The 17945-nt window shown below is 72.5% G+C and carries 14 protein-coding genes; 9 read left to right on the forward strand and 5 right to left on the reverse strand.

All coding sequences use genetic code 11. The annotated features are described in order from the left end of the window. Positions 1 to 3: 3 nt before the first annotated feature. Complete coding sequence (locus M446_RS12815) at positions 4 to 1776, reverse strand: N-acetylglutaminylglutamine amidotransferase (RefSeq protein ID WP_012332525.1); 1773 nt, start codon at positions 1774 to 1776, stop codon at positions 4 to 6. A gap of 271 nt (positions 1777 to 2047) precedes the next feature. Here M446_RS12815 and M446_RS12820 point away from each other — a divergent pair, with 271 nt between their 5' ends. The 3 genes from M446_RS12820 to M446_RS12830 all read left to right on the forward strand — a co-directional run bounded on the left by M446_RS12820 (position 2048) and on the right by M446_RS12830 (position 6973). Beyond that, positions 2048 to 3328, forward strand: a complete 1281-nt coding sequence (locus M446_RS12820; protein ID WP_012332526.1) for a sensor histidine kinase — start codon at positions 2048 to 2050, stop codon at positions 3326 to 3328. Position 3329: 1 nt separating this feature from the next. Next, positions 3330 to 3707: a response regulator gene (locus M446_RS12825; RefSeq protein WP_012332527.1), complete on the forward strand. Its 378-nt coding sequence runs from the start codon at positions 3330 to 3332 to the stop codon at positions 3705 to 3707. A gap of 311 nt (positions 3708 to 4018) precedes the next feature. Continuing rightward, positions 4019 to 6973, forward strand: a complete 2955-nt coding sequence (locus M446_RS12830) for a PAS domain S-box protein (RefSeq protein WP_012332528.1) — start codon at positions 4019 to 4021, stop codon at positions 6971 to 6973. A gap of 141 nt (positions 6974 to 7114) precedes the next feature. On the opposite strand, the gene M446_RS12835 is transcribed toward M446_RS12830, so the two are convergent. Further along, positions 7115 to 7789 carry a class II aldolase/adducin family protein gene (locus tag M446_RS12835; RefSeq protein ID WP_012332529.1) on the reverse strand — a complete coding sequence of 225 codons (675 nt, stop codon included), beginning with the start codon at positions 7787 to 7789 and terminating at the stop codon, positions 7115 to 7117. A gap of 422 nt (positions 7790 to 8211) precedes the next feature. Between M446_RS12835 and M446_RS12840 the strand changes: the two genes are divergently transcribed. Both M446_RS12840 and M446_RS12845 read left to right on the forward strand, forming a co-directional pair. Beyond that, entirely contained in the window at positions 8212 to 8901 is a 690-nt protein-coding gene (locus tag M446_RS12840; protein ID WP_012332530.1) for a class I SAM-dependent methyltransferase, read from the forward strand. Between the two features lie 205 nt (positions 8902 to 9106). Next, on the forward strand, positions 9107 to 9721 hold the full coding sequence (locus tag M446_RS12845) for a hypothetical protein (RefSeq protein ID WP_012332531.1): 615 nt from the start codon (positions 9107 to 9109) through the stop codon (positions 9719 to 9721). A gap of 103 nt (positions 9722 to 9824) precedes the next feature. Here the strand turns inward: M446_RS12845 and M446_RS12850 are convergent, their stop codons facing one another. Next, entirely contained in the window at positions 9825 to 10946 is a 1122-nt protein-coding gene (locus M446_RS12850) for an NADH:flavin oxidoreductase/NADH oxidase (protein WP_012332532.1), read from the reverse strand. Between the two features lie 104 nt (positions 10947 to 11050). Continuing rightward, positions 11051 to 12976 (reverse strand): propionyl-CoA synthetase, encoded by a 1926-nt coding sequence (locus M446_RS12855; RefSeq protein WP_012332533.1) that lies wholly within the window; start codon positions 12974 to 12976, stop codon positions 11051 to 11053. 206 nt (positions 12977 to 13182) lie between these two features. On the opposite strand from M446_RS12855, the gene M446_RS12860 reads away from it, so the two are divergent. After that, the gene (locus M446_RS12860) at positions 13183 to 14814 is read left to right on the forward strand and encodes an acyl-CoA synthetase (RefSeq protein ID WP_012332534.1); all 1632 of its coding nucleotides are present in this window, start codon (positions 13183 to 13185) and stop codon (positions 14812 to 14814) included. A 536-nt stretch (positions 14815 to 15350) separates the two neighbouring features. Here M446_RS12860 and M446_RS12865 read toward each other — a convergent pair. Beyond that, on the reverse strand, positions 15351 to 15536 hold the full coding sequence (locus M446_RS12865; RefSeq protein ID WP_012332535.1) for a YdcH family protein: 186 nt from the start codon (positions 15534 to 15536) through the stop codon (positions 15351 to 15353). Positions 15537 to 15874: 338 nt separating this feature from the next. On the opposite strand from M446_RS12865, the gene M446_RS12870 reads away from it, so the two are divergent. From M446_RS12870 to M446_RS12880, 3 genes are all read left to right on the forward strand, one after another. Further along, positions 15875 to 16093, forward strand: coding sequence for a YdcH family protein (locus tag M446_RS12870; RefSeq protein WP_012332536.1), 219 nt, complete (start codon positions 15875 to 15877; stop codon positions 16091 to 16093). A gap of 207 nt (positions 16094 to 16300) precedes the next feature. After that, complete coding sequence (gene purE / locus M446_RS12875; protein WP_012332537.1) at positions 16301 to 16798, forward strand: 5-(carboxyamino)imidazole ribonucleotide mutase; 498 nt, start codon at positions 16301 to 16303, stop codon at positions 16796 to 16798. A 23-nt stretch (positions 16799 to 16821) separates the two neighbouring features. Next, positions 16822 to 17931: a 5-(carboxyamino)imidazole ribonucleotide synthase gene (locus tag M446_RS12880; protein ID WP_043701174.1), complete on the forward strand. Its 1110-nt coding sequence runs from the start codon at positions 16822 to 16824 to the stop codon at positions 17929 to 17931. Positions 17932 to 17945: the final 14 nt, after the last annotated feature.

Below are 17945 nucleotides of genomic sequence, written 5' to 3' on the forward strand. Positions count from 1 at the left end.
CGGTCAGATCGCGTGGGTCTGGAGCCAGAATTCGAGCAGCGCGACCTGCCAGAGCTTGGAGCCGCGCAGCGGCGTCATGTGGGCCTCCGGCTCGGCGAGCAGGCGCTCGACGTAGGGCCGGTTGAACAGGCCGCGCTGGCGGGCCACCGGCTCGTTCAGCACGTCGCGCACCAGTTCGAGGAACGGCCCGCGCAGGTATTTCAGGGCCGGGACCGGGAAGTAGCCCTTCGGCCGGTCGATCACCTCGGAGGGCACGACCCGCCGTCCGGCCTCCTTCAGGATGTACTTGCCGCCGTCGCGGATCTTCAGGGATGCGGGGACGCGGCCGGCGAGCTCGACGAGGTCGTGGTCGAGGAAGGGCACCCGAGCCTCCAGGCCCCAGGCCATGGTCATGTTGTCGACGCGCTTCACCGGGTCGTCGACCAGCATGATCTCGGTGTCGATGCGCAGCGCCTTGTCGATCGGGCGCGGTGCGCCGGGGCGGGCGAAATGCGCCGCCACGAAGTCCCGGCTCACGTCGCCGCCGAGGAGGTCGGGCGCCAGCGCCTCCGCCATCTCGGCGTGGTCGCGGTCGAAGAAGACGCGGGCGTAGTCGGCGACCGGGTCGCGCGATTCCATCATCGGCGGGTACCAGTGGTAGCCGCCGAAGATCTCGTCGGCCCCCTGCCCGCTCTGCACGACCTTCACGTGCTTGGAGACTTCCTGGGACAGAAGGTAGAAGCCGATCGCGTCGTGGCTGACCATCGGCTCGGCCATCGCCGCGACGGCCCCGTGCAGGGCCGGCAGGGCGCGGGAGGAATCGATGCGGATGCGGTGGTGATCGGTGGCGAAGCGCTCGGCGATCACGTCCGAGTAGGTGAACTCGTCGCCCGCCTCGCCGCCCACGCTCTCGAAGCCGATCGAGAAGGTCTTGAGCCCGCTCTGGCCGGCCTCGGCCAGGAGCGCCACCACGATCGAGCTGTCGAGGCCGCCCGACAGGAGCACGCCGACCGGCACGTCCGAGACGAGCCGCCGCTCCACGGCCCTGCGCAGGGTCGCCAGCACGGCCTCGCGCCAGTCGTCCTCCGCCATGCCGGCATCCTCGGGCCGCTCGCCGACGGCGGCCTCCCAGTAGGTGCGCTGGCGGCGGGTGCCGTCGGGCTCGATCGTGATCGTCGTCGCGGGCGGGACCTTGCGCACCCCGCGCAGGATGGTGAGCGGGGCCGGCACGACGGCGTGGAAGCTCATGTAGTGGTGCAGGGCCGCCGGATCGATCGTCCGGTCGACGTCGCCCGCCGCCAGGAGCGCCGGCAGGCTCGACGCGAAGCGCAGCCGCCCGCCCGCCTCGGCGTAGTAGAGCGGCTTGATGCCGAGCCGGTCCCGCGCGATCAGGATCCGGCCGCTGTCGCGCTCCCAGAGCACGAAGGCGAACATCCCGTAGAAGCGCTCGACGCAGGCCGGCCCCCAGGCGTGGTAGGCCTTGAGGATGACCTCGGTGTCGCCGTCCGAGAAGAAGACGTAGCCCTTGTCCCGCAAGTCCTGGCGCAGGTCGCGGAAATTGTAGATGCAGCCGTTGAACACCACGGCGAGGCCGAGCTGCGGGTCGACCATCGGCTGCTGCGAGGCCGGGCTCAGGTCGAGGATGCTCAGGCGCCGGTGGCCGAAGGCGACGGCCCCCTGCGAGAAGCTGCCGCCCGCGTCAGGGCCGCGCGGGCGAAGCAGCCCGGCCATGGCCTGGACCGCCGCCGCGTCGGGCGGGGCGCCGTCCAGCCGGATTTCGCCGCAGATCCCGCACATCCGATCCCATCCCGTTCGGTTTCGCCAAGCCCCTCCGCAGCGCGACGTCCCGCGGCGCACCCGAGGGCGGGCTGCCGAGGGACGTGGGATGGGGCGTGCGACCCCAATGCGCGTGGTCGGGCAAGGTTCCCGGGCCGGCCGGCCGGCCCGGCCACGCCGCAGCGACAGGCACCCCCCCGCCATGATTTCGTGAAGGAAACGGATGCGCGCCCGCGCGCGAGCCGCCATACTCGCACCGGCTGCGCGGCGGCCGACTTCAGGTGATGTCCACATGATCGACTTCGTCGGCCGACTGCTCGAGACGGGGAGCCTGTCGCCACATGGCATCTGCCTGCTCTGGCGCCCGGAGCTGATCTGGACCCATGTCGTCGCGGACTTTCTGATTGGTCTGTCCTACCTCTCGATCCCTGTCGCCCTCGGGGTGCTGGTGACGCAGCGGCGCGACGTCGCCTTCGGGTGGATGTTCTGGTGCTTCGCACTCTTCATCCTGGCCTGCGGGACCACGCACCTCCTCGCGATCTGGACCCTGTTCGTGCCCGATTACGGCATCGAGGCGCTGGTGAAGGTGGTGACCGCGGCGGCCTCGGTCGTGACCGCGATCATGCTCTGGCCGCTGCTGCCGCGCCTCCTGGCCCTGCCCTCCCCCTCGGAGCTGCGGACCGTCAACGCGGCGCTGACCCGGCGCATCGCCGAGCACGACGCGGCGCTGGCGGCCCTGCGCGAGGCCGTGGCCGAGCGGGAGAGGGCCGAGGCGATGCTGCGCCAAGCGCAGAGGATGGAGGCGATCGGCCAGCTCACCGGCAGCCTCGCCCACGACTTCAACAACCTCCTCGGGATCATCGTCGGGAGCCTGGAGCGGCTGCAGCGCCTCGTTCCCGAGCGCGGCATCGGCGAGACGACGCTGCAGGGCGCCATGCGGGCGAGCGAGCGGGCGGCCGCCATGGTGCGGGACCTCCTGGCCTTCGCCCGCCAGCAGCCCCTGATCCCGGAGCGGCTCGACATCAACGCGCTGCTGCGCGGGATGACGGACCTCGTCGCGGGCGCCATGCTGCCGGAGGTGCGGCTGGCGACCGAGCTCGAGGACGGGCTCTGGCCGGCCTGCATCGACCGCAACCAGCTCCAGAGCGCCGTTCTCAACCTCGTGGTCAATGCCCGCGACGCCCTCGATGCCGGCGGGACCCTCACCCTCGCGACGCGCAACGTCCCGCGGGCGGACGCCCGAGGGATCCCGTCGCTGGCGGAGCACGACTACGTCCGGATCAGCGTCCGCGACACCGGCCGGGGCATGCCCCCGGAGGTGCTGGAGCGGGCGGTCGAGCCCTTCTTCACGACCAAGCCGCAGGGGCGCGGCACCGGGCTCGGCCTCAGTCAGGTCTTCGGCTTCGTGCGGCAATCGGGCGGGCACCTCGCCCTGCACAGCCGCCCGGGCGAGGGCACCACCGTGGAGATCTACCTCCCGCGCGCGCCGGGCGTGGACGGCGCCCGCGACGCGTCTTCCGGGAACGCGTCCGAGCCGGTAGCATCGCTGCCGGCCGATGCGGGGTTGGCGTGAGATGAGTCGGGGCCGGATCGCGAACGTCCTCGTGGTGGAGGACGAACTCCTCCTCCTCGACCTCGTCACGGCCGAGCTGGAGGATGCGGGCCTGACCGTGATCCAGGCCGGGACCGCCGAGGCGGCCCTCGCGGCCCTCGCCGGCGAGGCGGCGATCGACCTCCTGTTCACGGATATCCGCCTGCCGGGCGCGATGGATGGCTGGCGCCTCGCCGAGGAGGCCGTGCGCCTGCGCCCGGACCTGCGCGTGATCTACGCGACCGGCTTCTCCGGCGCCGCCCCGCGCCTCACCCCCGGCAGCCTTTTCTTCACCAAGCCCTACCGTCCCTCCGCCATCATCGCGGCGATTCGGTCCTTCCAGGACGCGGCCCGGGGCTGAGGCCGGCCCGGGCGCCGCGCTTCCCGGGCGAGTTTGCCTTTAGGACATCTTCCCATCGCTCGGCCTCAGCTGCTATTCGTAGACGAACGACTGTCGAATCGCGTGGCAGCACTTGGGCGCGGCGTTCGAGGGGAGCGCGGCCTGACGCGGGCGATGGGATCGCGCGCCGCTTTCGATCGCGCGCAATCCAAAACGTTGACAAGGCTCGGGCCGATGCGTCAGGTGGCAGCCTCGACGCCAGCCGTGGGGAGCCTGGGGGCTTTGCAAGCGAGGGCCAGCGCAGCGTGGCCGTGGCCAGGTTAGGCGGATTTATGGGTGAGGACCGGAGCGACGCGGGATTCGGGGCGCGGCGCGCGCGCTGGCCGCGCCTGCGCGCCGCCCGCCGCGACCGGCCCGCCTGCGCGGCGTCGGCGGCCTGCGTGGCGGCGTCGCCGGCCGCCGCGTCCGTGCCCGACCTGCCGGCCGGATGGTTCGAGAGCGCGTCGCTCGGCCTCACGGCCTCCCTGGTGGCGCTCGCGGCGACCGCCTCGGTCGTGCTGCGGCGAAAGCGGCGGCGCCTCGCCCAGGACGCCCCGGGCGAGCGCGAGCGGGCTGCGCCCTCGGTGCGCGAGGCCGCGGCGGTGGCGGAGGCGACGCGCGCCGCCGCGCTCCTCGGCAAGACCCTCGACTGCATGGATCAGGGGGTGATCCTGGTCGGGCCGGACCGCACGGTCCAGGTGGCGAACCGGCGGGCGCGGGAGTGGCTCGGCCTCTCGGAGGAGTTCATCGCCGGCCGGCCGAGCTACCGGGAGGTGCGGGCGCGGGCGCGGCTGAGCCCCCACTGGGGCACCCTCGTCTCGGACACCCCCCTCCAGCTCTCCGAGGAGGATCCGGAGGCCACCCACACGATCGCGGAGCGGCGCAACGCCGACGGGACCGTGCTGGAGATCCGCACGGTCCGCACGGAGGATGGCGGCCTCATCCAGACCCTCACCGACATCACCGAGCGCCGCAGCGCGGAGGATCGCTACCGGCTCCTCGCGGAGAACGCCACCGACCTGATCTCGCTGCGGCCGCGGGGCCGCGACGGGCGGGTCTACGTCTCGCCCTCCTCCCGGGCCGTGGTGGGCTGGGAGCCGGAGGAATTCGCGCAGCTGCGGGCCGACCAGCGGCTGCACCCGGACGATCTCGACCGCGTGCGCCGGGAGGTGACGGCGCTGACGCCCGACTCGCCCCGGCGCACGAGCGAGCACCGGCTGCGCCACAAGGCGGGCCACTACGTCTGGGTGGAATCGACGCTCCTGCTCACCAAGCCCGGCACGCCCGAGGAGGCGGTGATCGTGGCCTCGCGGGACGTGACGGCCCGCCGGGCCGCCGACGCGGCCCTGCGCGAGAGCGAGGCGCGCCACCGGCTCCTCGCCGAGCGCACCGGGGACATCATCGCCCGGGCCGACCTCAACGGCGTCCTGCGCTACCTCTCGCCGGCGGTCGAGCGGGTGATCGGCTACCCGGCCGACGAGCTCCTCGGCCGCTCGGCCCTCTCCCACATCCACCCGGACGACCGTCCGATGGTGATGCGGCGCTACAGCGCCCTGGTGGAGGCCGGCCCGGGCGCGCGCGCCAAGTTCGAGTACCGGGTGCGCCACCGGCACGGCCACGACGTCTGGCTCGAGGTGAACCCGACCGTCCTGTACGACGAGGGCGACCTCGCGCCGCTCGGCTTCGTGGACGTCGCCCGCGACGTGACCGCCCGCAAGGCGGTCGACGCGGAACTCGCCGCGGCCCGCGAGCAGGCCGAGGCGGCGCGCATCCAGGCCGAGCACGCGAGCCAGGCCAAGACCGACTTCCTGGCCTCGATGAGCCACGAGATCCGCACGCCGCTGAGCAGCGTGATCGGCTACACCGAGATGCTGCTCGACGACGCGGAGCTGACGCAGAGGCAGCACCTGCAGGCCTCCCGGATCCGCTCGGCCGGCTCGGCCCTGCTCACGGTGGTCGACGACATCCTGGACTTCTCGAAGATCGAGGCGGGGCAGGTCGATCTCGACCTCGTGCCCTTCGCCCTCGACGGCCTGATCGAGAACGCCGTCGCGATCGTGCGCCAGCTCGCCGAGCGCAAGGGGCTGGAGATCCGCGTCGAGCTCGATCCGGCCCTGCCGCGGGCCCTCGTCGGCGACCAGAACCGCCTGCGCCAGATCCTGCTCAACTTCCTCAACAACGCGCTCAAGTTCACCCGCCGCGGGCGGGTCGTGCTGGCGGTCGAGAAGGCCGGCGACGGGGCGGGCGGCTGGCCGATCCGGTTCTCGGTCACCGACACGGGCATCGGCATCGCCCCCGAGCAGCAGGCGCGGCTGTTCAAGCGCTTCAGCCAGGTCGACGGCTCGATCCGGCGGGAATTCGGCGGCACCGGGCTCGGGCTCGCCATCTCCAAGAAGCTGATCGAGCTGATGGGCGGGGCGATCGGCGTGCGCAGCGCCCCCGGCGAGGGCTCGACCTTCTGGTTCGAGGTGCTGCTGCCCGAGGCCGACGAGGCGCCGCCGGCCGCCTGCGCGGCGCCGCCCCCGGCGGTGCGGCCGGCGCGCATCCTCCTCGTCGAGGACCTGATCGTGAACCAGGACCTCGCGCGCGCCGTGCTGGAGAAGGGCGGCCACAGCGTCGACGTGGCCAATGACGGGCTGGAGGCGATCGCGGCCGTCCAGGTCAACCGCTACGACCTCGTGCTGATGGACGTGCAGATGCCGGGCATGGACGGGGTCACCGCCACCCGCCACATCCGGGCGCTGCGCCCGCCCGTCTGCACCATCCCGATCATCGCCATGACGGCCAACGTCCTGCCGAGCCAGGTGGCCGAGTTCCGCGCGGCCGGGATGAACGACCATCTCGGCAAGCCCTTCCGGCGCGAGGAATTGCACGCGGTGATCGAGCGCTGGATCAACGGCGCCCGGCCGGGCCCGTCGCGGGAGGCCCTCGACCGCATCGTCTACGACGACGTGGTCGGCCTGCTCGGCGCCGACCGCCTCGGCTACTTCCTCGACGAGCTCGCCCGCGAGATCCGCGACCGGCTGAGCGACCAGAAGCTCTGCGGCGCCGACCCGGAGCGCCTCGCCCGCGACGCCCACGGCCTGATCGCCTCGGCCGGGACCCTCGGCTTCGCCGAGCTCTCGGGCCTGTGCAAGCGCCTGGAAGTGGCCTGCCAGAGCGGCGCCTTCGAGGACATGCTGGCCGAGGTGCGGGCGGGGCGCGACCGGGCGCTCGGCGAGATCGACCGGCTGCGGCCGGCCGCCTGATCCGGGATCCGCTCGATCGAGCGGATCCCGGATCACGAGCCCGCGCGGCGCCTGAGCGCGGCGCCTGAGCGACGCCGACATCCGCATGGCCGAAGTCGGAGATGGCGAAGCCATCAACCGGATGTCGTAAGATCCGACCGTTCAGGGCGTGCCGGCCGCCGCGCCGCGCAGCCCGTAATCGGCGAAGCGCTCCAGCACCGCGTCGATCTCCGCGCGCGAGAGGATCACCGGACCGCCCTCGAGCTGCAGGCTGTGATGGTACTGCTTGGCGAGCGTCTCCAGCTCGACCGCCCGCCACATCGCCTTCTCCAGGCTCTCGCCGATCGCGATGATGCCGTGGTTGGCGAGCAGGCAGGCGGTGCGGTCCCGGAGGGCCGCCAGCGCCTCCCGCGACAGGGCCTCGGTGCCGTAGAGCGCGTAGCCCGCGCAGCGCACGTCGTGGCCGCCGAAGGCCGCCACCATGTAGTGGCAGGCCGGGATCGACCGGCGGGTGATCGCGATCGCCGTCGCGAAGGTCGGGTGCGCGTGGACCACCGCCCCGGCATCCGGGCGGCTGCGCAGGATGTCCCGGTGGAAGCGCCACTCGGTCGAGGGCTTGAGCGGGCCCTCCCAGACGCTCCCGTCGCCGTCGAGCGGCATCGCGGCGATCATCTCGGGCGTCATCAGGTCGTAGGGCGTGGCGCTCGGGGTGAGCAGCATGCGCGCGCCGTGCCGCGCCGAGATGTTGCCGGCCGTGCCCTGGTTGAGGCCGTTGCGGTTCATCTCGCGGCACAGCGCCACGATCCTCTCCCGCAGGTGTCGCTCGGTCCCGTCCATCCGCACCTCCCCGCCTGCGCGCGCCTTATCACGGGCCGGCGGGCCGGTCATCGGCGGCCGTGACGCCCGGGACACAGCCCCAGCATCTGCCTTGCGCCGGATAGAATTGAGCCAGCTCATCGCCTATCATCCCCGCGGGAAGCCGCCGCGGGCGGGCCAGATGGCGCCGCGTGTCGCAGTGACGTCACAATATAGCTGGCAAAACGGCCCCGTTGCGGGGCGCGGGACGGGCCGGTTCTGCTCGGGCGCGGCCGGAAGCGACGTGACGGATTGAAGTCGTCATGCTTCTGTTAAGGACATCCTCTACCGCTCGGAGCGCCCGAGGGGGGATGCGACGGAATCCGGAACGGTGCGCCCGCCTCGGCGCGGCGCCGTCCCGGCCGAGCGCGCGGCAGCCCCCTTCCATCCGGAGAGCCGAAGCGATGTCCTCCATGCCCCACAGTCACGCCGCGACGGCGGACGCGATGCCCGCGCGGGATCTCGACACCGACGCGGTGGCGAAGGCCTATGGCCGCTGGGCGCCGGTCTACGACCTGGTGTTCGGCCGCGTCTTCGCGCGGGGGCGCAGCCTGTCGATCGAGGCGGCCGAGCGGGTCGGCGGCCGCGTGCTGGAGGTCGGCGTCGGCACCGGCATCTCGCTCCCGGCCTACCGGCGCACGACGCGGCTCTACGGCGTCGACATCTCGGAGCCGATGCTGGAGAAGGCCCGCGAGCGCGTCCGCGGCCTGCGCCTGCAGAACGTCGAGGGGCTCGCGGTCATGGACGCGGAGCATCTCGACTTCCCGGACGGCGCCTTCGACGTGGTGGTGGCGCAGTACGTGGTCACGGCCGTGCCCGACCCGGAGGCCGCCCTCGACGAGTTCGCCCGCGTCGTGCGGCCGGGCGGCGAGATCGTGATCACCACGCGGATCGGGGCCGAGGGCGGCCTGCGCGGGGCGCTGGAGAAGGCCTTCTCGCCGATCGCCAACCGCCTCGGCTGGCGGACCGAGTTCTCGTGGAGCCGCTACGCCCGCTGGGCCGAGGCCCATGGCGGGGTCTCCATCGTGGAGCGCCGCTCCCTGCCGCCGCTCGGCCATTTCTGCCTGATCCGCATCCGGAAGGCGGCCGGCTGAGGCCATTCCCACGCGATCCCGGATCCGGGTTCCGGTTGATCCAGGCGGATCCCGGATCACCAGCCCGCGCGGCGCTTGAGCGAAGCCCAAATCCGCCATCCCGAAGGGATCAAGCGGATCACCAGCCCGCGCGGCGCCTGAGCGAAGCCCAAATCCGCCATCCCGAAGGGATCAAGCGGATCGGGCATGAGAGGAGACAGGTGCGATGACGAGCTTTCTCGAGGCGCTGCGGATCCAGCGCTGGGACGACCACCGCTACTATCACCACAGCCGGATCAACCAGTCGCTGCACCTCGTGAGCGCGGTGAGCTTCCTGGTCGCCTACGCGATGGCGTTCAAGGACCCGGCCATGGCGGCCGTGATCGGCTGGCTGGTTTCGATGCTGTCCCGGCAGGCGGGCCACTTCTTCTTCGAGCCGCACGGCTACGACGAGGTGAACCAGGCCACCCACGAGCACAAGGAGGAGATCAAGGTCGGCTACAACCTGCAGCGCAAGGTCGTGCTGATGGCGGTGTGGGCGTTGTCGCCGCTGCCGCTCTACTACGACCCGACCTTCTTCGGCCTGTTCGCGGAGCCGGAGGGTCCGCTGGACGTGATGCGGCAGGTCGGCCTGATCTGGCTGGCGATCGCGGTCGGCGGCCTGCTGTTCCGGGTGGCGCAGCTCTGCCTGACGCAGAGCGTGCAGACGGGCCTGGTCTGGGCGACCAAGATCCTCACCGACCCGTTCCACGACATCAAACTCTACTACAAGTCGCCGCTCTACCTCCTCCAGGGCGAGCTGATCGACCGCGGCGGCGACGTGGCGCACAAGCCCAACTGATGGCCCGCGGCGGCGCGGCCCCCGCCCTCCGGGCGGGGGCTCGTCGGCTTTCCAGCGACCGTTTCCGCCTCCCGGCCCGGTGAGGACGCGATCGGCGGCGCGCTCAGCGCTGGCCGAAGGCGGCGTCCTTGAACAGTTCCTTGAACTCGCGGGGCTGCGAGCGCCAGTACTGTTTCGGCGCGTGCACGCGGGCGCCGAGTTCGGCCGCGGCGTGCCAGGGCCAGCGCGGATCGTACAGCATGGCGCGGGCGAGCGAGACCGCGTCCGCCCGCCCCTCCTGCAGGATCTGCTCGGCCTGGGCCGGCGTGGTGATCAGGCCGACCGCGATGGTGACGAGGTCGGTCGCCTGCCGGACCCGCTCGGCGAAGGGCACCTGGTAGCCCGGGCCGAGGGCGATCTTCTGCCTGGGCGAGACGCCGCCGGTGGAGACGTGGATCGCCGCGGCGCCGCGCTCCTTCAGCGCCTGCGCGAAGGCGACGGTCTGCTCGACCTCCCAGCCCTGCTCCACCCAATCCGTCGCCGAGACCCGCGCCCAGACCGGCTTGCCCGCCGGCACCGCGTCGCGCACCGCGTCGAACACCTCGAGCGGGAAGCGCATCCGGTTCTCCAGGCTGCCGCCATAGACGTCGGCGCGCTGGTTGGAGAGGGGCGAGAGGAACTGATGCAGCAGGTAGCCGTGCGCGGCGTGGAGTTCGACCGCGTCGATGCCGAGCCGCATGGCCCGCTTGGCGGTGGCGACGAAGTCGTCGCGGATGCGCTTCAGGTCGGCGGCGTCGAGGGCGCGCGGCGCCACCTCGCCCTCCGCGTGCGGGAGCGGAGAGGGCGCCTCGGTGAGCCAGCCGTAGGGATGGTCGGGGGCGATCTGCGCGCCGCCGTCCCAGGGGGCCTGGCTCGACGCCTTGCGGCCCGCATGCGCGAGCTGGATGCAGATCGGCCGCGGCGCGTAATCGCGGATCGCCGCCAGCACGCGGCCGAGCTCGCGCTCGCAGGCATCGTTGTAGAGGCCGAGATCGCCGGAGGTGATGCGCGCCTCGGGCGACACGGCGGTCGCCTCCAGGGTGAGCAGCCCGGCGCCCGACATCGCGAGCTGTCCGAGATGCATCATGTGCCAGTCGCTCGCCTCGCCGTCCCGCGCCGAGTACTGGCACATCGGGGCGATGATGATGCGGTTCTCAAGTTCCAGGCTGTCGAGGCGCAGGGGCTCGAACAGGCGGGGCGCGGTCATGCGGGAGACCTCCGTTGGCGGACCGCGTCTATCTGGACGCGGCGCGCCCGCCCGGAAAGCCCTCCGGGCCTCCCCGCGCATCATCCCCGCGCCGCGGGCATGTCTCAGCCGAGGCCGCGCGCCCGCAGGGTCGCGCCGATCTCGTCCAGGATGGCGGGATCGTCGATGGTCGGCGGGGTGGTCCAGGGCTCGCCGTCGGCGATCTTCTTCATCGTGCCGCGCAGGATCTTGCCCGAGCGGGTCTTGGGCAGCCGCCCGACCGTCAGGGCGAGCTTGAAGGCGGCGACCGGGCCGATGCGCTCGCGCACCAGGGCCACCAGCTCGCCCTCGACCTCGACGGGGGAGCGGGCGACGCCGGATTTCAGCACCACGAAGCCGCAGGGCACCTCGCCCTTCAGGCTGTCGCGGATGCCGATGACCGCGCATTCGGCCACGGCCGGGTGGGAGGCCAGCACCTCCTCCATGCCGCCGGTGGAGAGCCGGTGGCCCGCCACGTTGATGATGTCGTCGGTCCGGCCCATGACGTAGACGTAGCCGTCGCGGTCGAGGAAGCCGGCATCCGAGGTGTTGTAGTAGCCCGGGAAGGTGGCGAGGTAGCTCTCGCGGAAGCGCTCGTCCTGCTGCCAGAGGGTCGGCAGGCAGCCGGGGGGCAGCGGCAGCGCGATCGCGATCGTGCCCATCGTGTCCGGGGGCACCGGCCTGCCGCCCTCGTCGAGCACCTGCACGTCGTAGCCCGGCATGGCGACGGTCGGGCTGCCGTGCTTGACCGGCAGGATGCCGAGGCCGACCGGGTTCGCGGCGATCGGCCAGCCGGTCTCGGTCTGCCACCAATGGTCGACGACCGGCACGGCGAGGATGCGCTCCGCCCAGGCGACGGTGTCCGGATCGGCCCGCTCGCCCGCCAGGAACAGGGTGCGGAAGCCCGACAGGTCGTGCCCGCGCAGCAGGGACGCCTCGGGATCCTCCTTCTTGACCGCGCGCAGCGCCGTCGGCGCGGTGAACAGGGCGACGGCCCCGGTCTCGGCGATGACCCGCCAGAAGGCGCCCGCATCGGGCGTGCCGACCGGCTTGCCCTCGTACAGGACGGTGGTGCAGCCGTGCAGGAGCGGCCCGTAGACGATGTAGGAATGGCCGACGACCCAGCCGACGTCGGAGGCGCACCAATACACCTCGCCGGGCCGGATGCCGTAGAGGTTCGGCATCGACCAGGCGAGCGCCGCGAGGTAGCCGCCCGTGTCGCGCACCACGCCCTTCGGCTTGCCGGTCGTGCCGGACGTGTACAGGATGTAGAGCGGGTCGGTGGCGGCCACCGGCAGGCAGGGCGCCCGCCGCCCGGCGGCGCGGGCTTCGGCGACCGCCGCGGCCCAGTCGCGGTCGCGTCCGGCCGCCAGGGCGGCCTCGGCCTGGGGGCGCTGCAGGATCAGGCAGGCGAGCGGCCTGTGGGCGGAGAGCCGGCAGGCCTCGTCGAGGAGGGGCTTGTAGGCGACGACCCGCCCCGGCTCGATCCCGCAGGAGGCCGCGAGCACAACCTTGGGGGCCGCATCCTCGATGCGGGCGGCCAGTTCCTTGGCGGCGAAGCCCCCGAACACGACCGAGTGGACCGCGCCGAGGCGGGCGCAGGCGAGCATCCCGAACAGCGCCTCGGGCACCATCGGCATGTAGAGCACGACGCGGTCGCCGCGCCCGACGCCGAGATCCTGCAGCACGGCGGCGAGGAAAGCGACCTCGTCCTGCAACTCGGCGTAGGTGATGCGCCGCTTGGTGCCGGTGACGGGGGAATCGTAGAGGATCGCCGCCTGCTCGCCGCGGCCCGCCGCCACGTGGCGGTCGACGGCGTTGTGGCAGGCATTGACCTCGGCGCCGACGAACCAGCGGCCGTAGATCCCGGCCTGCGGGTCGAAGACGCGGTCGGCCGGCCGGTGCCAGTCGATGGCGCCGGCCGCCTCGGCCCAGAACCCGGCGGGATCCGCCTTCCAGGCCCCGTAGACCTCCGCGTAGCGGCTCTGCGTCGTGCTCCCGAGCGGCGCCATGGCCTGCCTCCCTGGTCGGGCCGCGGGGCGCCGGTCCGGCGCCGCGGCTCCTGGTTGGGGTGAGCTTTAAGCGACCCGCCGGCGCCGGTGAATCCGCCGATGCGCCTACGCCTTTGGTGGGACGGCCCGCATCTTGCGATTTTTCTCGCCGCGGCGGCCCGCTACATTGCGCCAGGGGCGCGCGACGCGCCACGGGAGGCATCCGCATGAGTGCCGGGACCATCTACGACCATGGCCTCGACCGGAATCCGGCCAATTTCCAGCCGCTGACGCCCCTCACCTTCCTGGAGCGCGCGGCCACCGTGTTTCCGGACCACGTGGCGGTGGTGCACGGGCCGCTGCGGCATTCCTACGCGAACCTCTACGCGCGCACCCGCCGGCTCGCCTCGGCGCTCGCGGCGCGCGGGATCGGGCGCGGCGACACGGTGGCGGTGATGCTCGCCAACACGCCGGCCATGATCGAGTGCCACTACGGCGTGCCGATGACCGGCGCCGTGCTCAACACCCTCAACACCCGCCTCGACGCGGCGATCATCGCCTTCTGCCTCGATCACGGCGAGGCCAAGGTGCTGATCACCGACCGGGAATTCGCGCGGGTGATCAAGCCGGCGCTGGCGCTCGCCAAGGTCAGGCCGCTCGTCATCGACTACGACGACCCGGAATTCGGCGGCGAGGGCGAGCGCCTGGGCAGCCTGGATTACGAGGCCTTCCTCGCCTCCGGCGACCCCGCCCACGCCTGGTCCCTGCCCGGCGACGAGTGGGACGCGATCTCGCTCAACTACACGTCCGGGACCACGGGCGATCCGAAGGGGGTCGTCTACCATCACCGCGGCGCCTCGCTGCTCGCGGTCGGCAACGTGATCACCACCGGCCTCGGCAAGCACCCGGTCTATCTCTGGACCCTGCCGATGTTTCACTGCAACGGCTGGTGCTTTCCCTGGACCCTGTCGGTGGTGGCGGGCACGCATGTCTGCCTGCGGCAGGTGCGGGCCAAGCCGATGTACGACGCGATCGCCGATCACGGCGTCACGCATCTCTGCGGCGCGCCGATCGTGATGCAGCTCCTGCTGAACGCGCCCGCGGCGGAGCGCCGGGCGCTGCCGCACCGGGTGTCGTTCTTCACCGCCGCCGCCCCCCCGCCCGAGGCGGTCCTGGCCGGCATGGCGGAGGCGGGCTTCGACGTGACCCACCTCTACGGCCTCACCGAGACCTACGGGCCGGCGGTGGTCAACGAGTGGCACGCGGATTGGGACGCGCTGACCAAGCCCGAGCAGGCGGCCCGCAAGGCGCGCCAGGGCGTGCGCTACCCGCCCCTCGAAGCGCTCGACGTGCTCGATCCCGAGACGATGCGGCCGGTGCCGGCGGACGGGCAGAGCCTCGGCGAGGTGATGTTCCGCGGCAACGTGGTGATGCGCGGCTACCTCAAGAACCCGACCGCCACCCAGGCCGCGTTCCGGGGCGGCTGGTTCCACTCGGGCGATCTCGGCGTCAAGCACCCGGACGGCTACATCCAGCTCAAGGACCGCTCGAAGGACATCATCATCTCGGGGGGCGAGAACATCTCGTCGATCGAGGTGGAGGAGGCCTTGTTCAAGCACCCGGCCGTGGCGGCGGCCGCGGTCGTCGCCAAGCCGGACGAGAAATGGGGCGAGACGCCCTGCGCCTTCGTGGAGCTGAAAGGGTCCGAGATGGTCTCGGCCGAGGAGCTGATCGGCTGGTGCCGGCAATCGCTCGCCGGCTACAAAGTGCCCAAGCACGTCGTCTTCACGGAACTCCCGAAGACGTCGACCGGCAAGATCCAGAAATTCGTGCTGCGGGAGATGGCGAAAGCGCTGTGACACGACATCCGACGGGTTGCGTCACCATGCAGATGTCGGCTTCGCTCACGCGCCGCGCAGGCTCGTGATCCGGGATCCGCTGCGATCAAGCGGATCCCGCATCATCCGCTGCCCGGACGTGATCGTCCGGGCAGCGGATGATGCGGCGCGGCCGATGAGGTCCCCCCTCTTCCCGGGCCCGTTCGGCCCCGCATGGCGGGAGCGGGGCGGACGGAGATCCGGAGACAAGGGGGGACTTGGGGGGGACTTGGGAGGGGGACTTGGGACAGGCCGGGCCTTGAGAAACCGTGCCGCCGGCGGCCTTCGATCGCTCTGCGGAACCGGTGCGCAGAGAATCGTGCGAGGGGCCGGCGCGGCGGCCGCGCGACCGCGGCGCGGCGTGTCGATGGAGTGTCGTGGGGGATGGCTCGCCTGGACCGCGAGCGCCTCGTCCGAACCGGGACGGTGTCGGGATCCTCACCGCACCGACCGCCACGCGGTCGCCGGGACTTCCGTTCCGTTCGAACGGGGCCGCCCGAGGTCTGGCGGCGCGGAGCCTAGTGCACCACGCGCGCCGCGCTGGTGCGAAGTCGGTTGATCTCGTCCTTGAGGTGCAGCTTGCGTCGCTTGAGCTCGACCACCCGGAGGTCGTCGGTCGAGGGATGGGAGATCGCGTCCTGGATTTCGCGCTCGAGCGCCTCGTGCTTGCGCTCGAGTTCGGACAGATGCGTCTGCAGCGACATCGGCTGAGTCCTCCTGTCATGGTTGCGACATAAGCAGATTGCCACAGGCCGGGGCGCCTGTCGAAGGCATTCGTCGCTGCACTGCACGGTGACGCCGCGGCGACGACAGGACGACACTCGCGGCAGCACGGCGGTTCAGCGTTGCCCGCCATCCCGGAAGCGTTGCCGTTGCGGCGTTTCGACGATGCCGCCGGGGCGCGCCGGGCGAGGATTCCGCTACGACACGACGCAGGGAGAACGGGCCGGACGCCCGCGCGGCGGGGCCAGCCCCCCAACCTCCGCCTTGCTGGAATCGGCGGCCTGGCGCATCCTCCGCGCAGGGCGTCGGGATGGACGATATGGCGTTCGAGTTGAGTGCGGAATCGGCGGCCGAGTACGAGGCGGAGCTGGCGCGCCTGCGCGAGGAGCACCGCGACCTCGACGACGCGATCGAGGCGCTGATGCAGCTCGCGAGCGGGGACCGGCTGCAGGTCCAGCGGCTCAAGAAGCGCAAGCTCGCCCTGCGGGACCGGATCAGCTTCCTGGAGGACCAGCTCACCCCGGACATCATCGCCTGAGGGCGGCCGGCCCGACCATCGTGCGGTTGCGGCGCGCCGCCCGGGCCGCTAGTGCGGGGAGAGGGCCCGGCATCGCGGGGCGGTTCCGTTCCGGGATCCGAACCATCGGTTCGGCACCCGGATCCTCGACCCGCGCGGCGCCCGAGCGAAGCCGATTTCCGCATTGCGGGGCAATCGACCGGAAATCGTACGGGAGGGCGTGAGAGCATGGCGGCATCGCCCGCGGTCGCGGTCATCATGGGCAGCCAGTCGGACTGGGCCACGATGCGGCACGCCGCCGAGACCCTCGACGCCCTCGGGATCGCCTACGACGCCCGCATCGTCTCCGCGCATCGCACGCCCGAGCGCATGGTCGCCTTCGCCAAGGGCGCCAGGGCGGCGGGATTCCAGGTGGTGATCGCGGGGGCGGGCGGCGCGGCGCACCTGCCCGGCATGGTGGCGTCGCTGACGCCGCTGCCGGTCCTCGGCGTGCCCGTGGAGTCCAAGGCGCTCTCGGGCCAGGACAGCCTGCTGTCGATCGTGCAGATGCCGGCCGGCATCCCGGTCGGCACGCTCGCGATCGGCCGGGCCGGCGCCGTCAACGCCGCGCTCCTCGCGGCCGCCATCCTCGCCCTCTCGGATCCCGACCTCGCCGCCCGGCTCGACGCGTGGCGCGCCCGCCAGAGCGGGGCGGTGGCCGAGCGCCCGGATTCCTCCGCCCCGTGAGTGCCGAGACCAGCGACCCGCCCATGACTCAGCCCACCCCGCTCGCCCCCGGCCGCACCGTCGGCATCGTCGGCGGCGGCCAGCTCGGCCGCATGATCGCGCTCGCCGCGGCGGCCTACGGCCTCAAGGTCCACGTCTACGCGCCGGACGACGACAGCCCGGCCTTCGACGTCGCCGCCGCCCGCACGGTGGCGGCCTACGAGGACGAGGCGGCCCTCGCCGCCTTCGCGGCGGCAGTCGACGTCGTCACCTACGAGTTCGAGAACGTCCCGCGCCGGACCGCCGAGATCCTGTCCGCCGCCAAGCCCCTGCACCCGAGCGCCGCGGCGCTCGCCACCACCCAGGACCGGCTGGCGGAGAAGAGCTTCGTGGCGGGGCTGGGCATCCCCACCGCCCCGTTCCGGGCCGTCGACGACGCGGCGGGCCTCGCCGAGGCGGTGGCCGCGCTCGGGCTGCCCGCCGTGCTCAAGACCCGCCGCTTCGGCTACGACGGCAAGGGTCAGCGCATGCTGCGCCCGGATGCGCCGCTCGACGCCGAGGCGGTGATGGCGTCGCTCGGCCACCAGCCCTGCATCCTGGAGGGCTTCGTGCCCTTCGAGAGCGAGGTCTCGGTGGTGGCGGCCCGGGCCGGGGACGGCACCTTCTCGGCCTACGATCCCTGCGGCAACGAGCACCGCGACCACATCCTCGACCGCACCCTGGTGCCGGCGCCCGGGATGGACCCGGAGAGCTGCGAGGAGGCGCTCGGCATCGCCCGCCGGATCGCCGAGGCGCTCGGCTACGTCGGCGTGCTCGCGGTCGAGATGTTCCTGGTCCGGGGCGGCGACGGCCGCGCCCACGTCGTCGTCAACGAGATCGCCCCGCGGGTGCACAATTCCGGGCACTGGACCATCGAGGGCGCGCTGACCTCGCAATTCGCCCAGCACGTGCGGGCGATCTGCGGCTGGCCCCTCGGCGCCACCGGGCGGGTCGGCGGCGCCGCCGTCGAGATGCGCAACCTGGTCGGGCCGGCGGTCGAGGCGTGGCGCCAGATCCTCGCCGAGCCCGGCAGCCACCTCCACCTCTACGGCAAGGGCAAGGCCCGCCCCGGCCGCAAGATGGGCCACGTGACGCGCCTGCTGCCGCCGGCCTGACGGCGGCAGCAGGC

This window comes from Methylobacterium sp. 4-46 (assembly GCF_000019365.1).
Taxonomy (GTDB): Bacteria; Pseudomonadota; Alphaproteobacteria; order Rhizobiales; family Beijerinckiaceae; genus Methylobacterium.

Bases quoted from the DNA above. Each gene is read 5' to 3' on its own strand.
- M446_RS12860 (WP_012332534.1), top strand. From the start codon at position 13,183: ATGAGTGCCGGGACCATCTACGACCATGGCCTCGACCGGAATCCGGCC.
- M446_RS12820 (WP_012332526.1), top strand. From the start codon at position 2,048: ATGATCGACTTCGTCGGCCGACTGCTCGAGACGGGGAGCCTGTCGCCA.
- purE (WP_012332537.1), top strand. From the start codon at position 16,301: ATGGCGGCATCGCCCGCGGTCGCGGTCATCATGGGCAGCCAGTCGGAC.
- M446_RS12880 (WP_043701174.1), top strand. From the start codon at position 16,822: ATGACTCAGCCCACCCCGCTCGCCCCCGGCCGCACCGTCGGCATCGTC.
- M446_RS12815 (WP_012332525.1), bottom strand. From the start codon at position 1,776: ATGTGCGGGATCTGCGGCGAAATCCGGCTGGACGGCGCCCCGCCCGAC.
- M446_RS12840 (WP_012332530.1), top strand. From the start codon at position 8,212: ATGTCCTCCATGCCCCACAGTCACGCCGCGACGGCGGACGCGATGCCC.
- M446_RS12835 (WP_012332529.1), bottom strand. From the start codon at position 7,789: ATGGACGGGACCGAGCGACACCTGCGGGAGAGGATCGTGGCGCTGTGC.
- M446_RS12870 (WP_012332536.1), top strand. From the start codon at position 15,875: ATGGCGTTCGAGTTGAGTGCGGAATCGGCGGCCGAGTACGAGGCGGAG.
- M446_RS12850 (WP_012332532.1), bottom strand. From the start codon at position 10,946: ATGACCGCGCCCCGCCTGTTCGAGCCCCTGCGCCTCGACAGCCTGGAA.
- M446_RS12845 (WP_012332531.1), top strand. From the start codon at position 9,107: ATGACGAGCTTTCTCGAGGCGCTGCGGATCCAGCGCTGGGACGACCAC.
- M446_RS12825 (WP_012332527.1), top strand. From the start codon at position 3,330: ATGAGTCGGGGCCGGATCGCGAACGTCCTCGTGGTGGAGGACGAACTC.
- M446_RS12830 (WP_012332528.1), top strand. From the start codon at position 4,019: ATGGGTGAGGACCGGAGCGACGCGGGATTCGGGGCGCGGCGCGCGCGC.
- M446_RS12855 (WP_012332533.1), bottom strand. From the start codon at position 12,976: ATGGCGCCGCTCGGGAGCACGACGCAGAGCCGCTACGCGGAGGTCTAC.
- M446_RS12865 (WP_012332535.1), bottom strand. From the start codon at position 15,536: ATGTCGCTGCAGACGCATCTGTCCGAACTCGAGCGCAAGCACGAGGCG.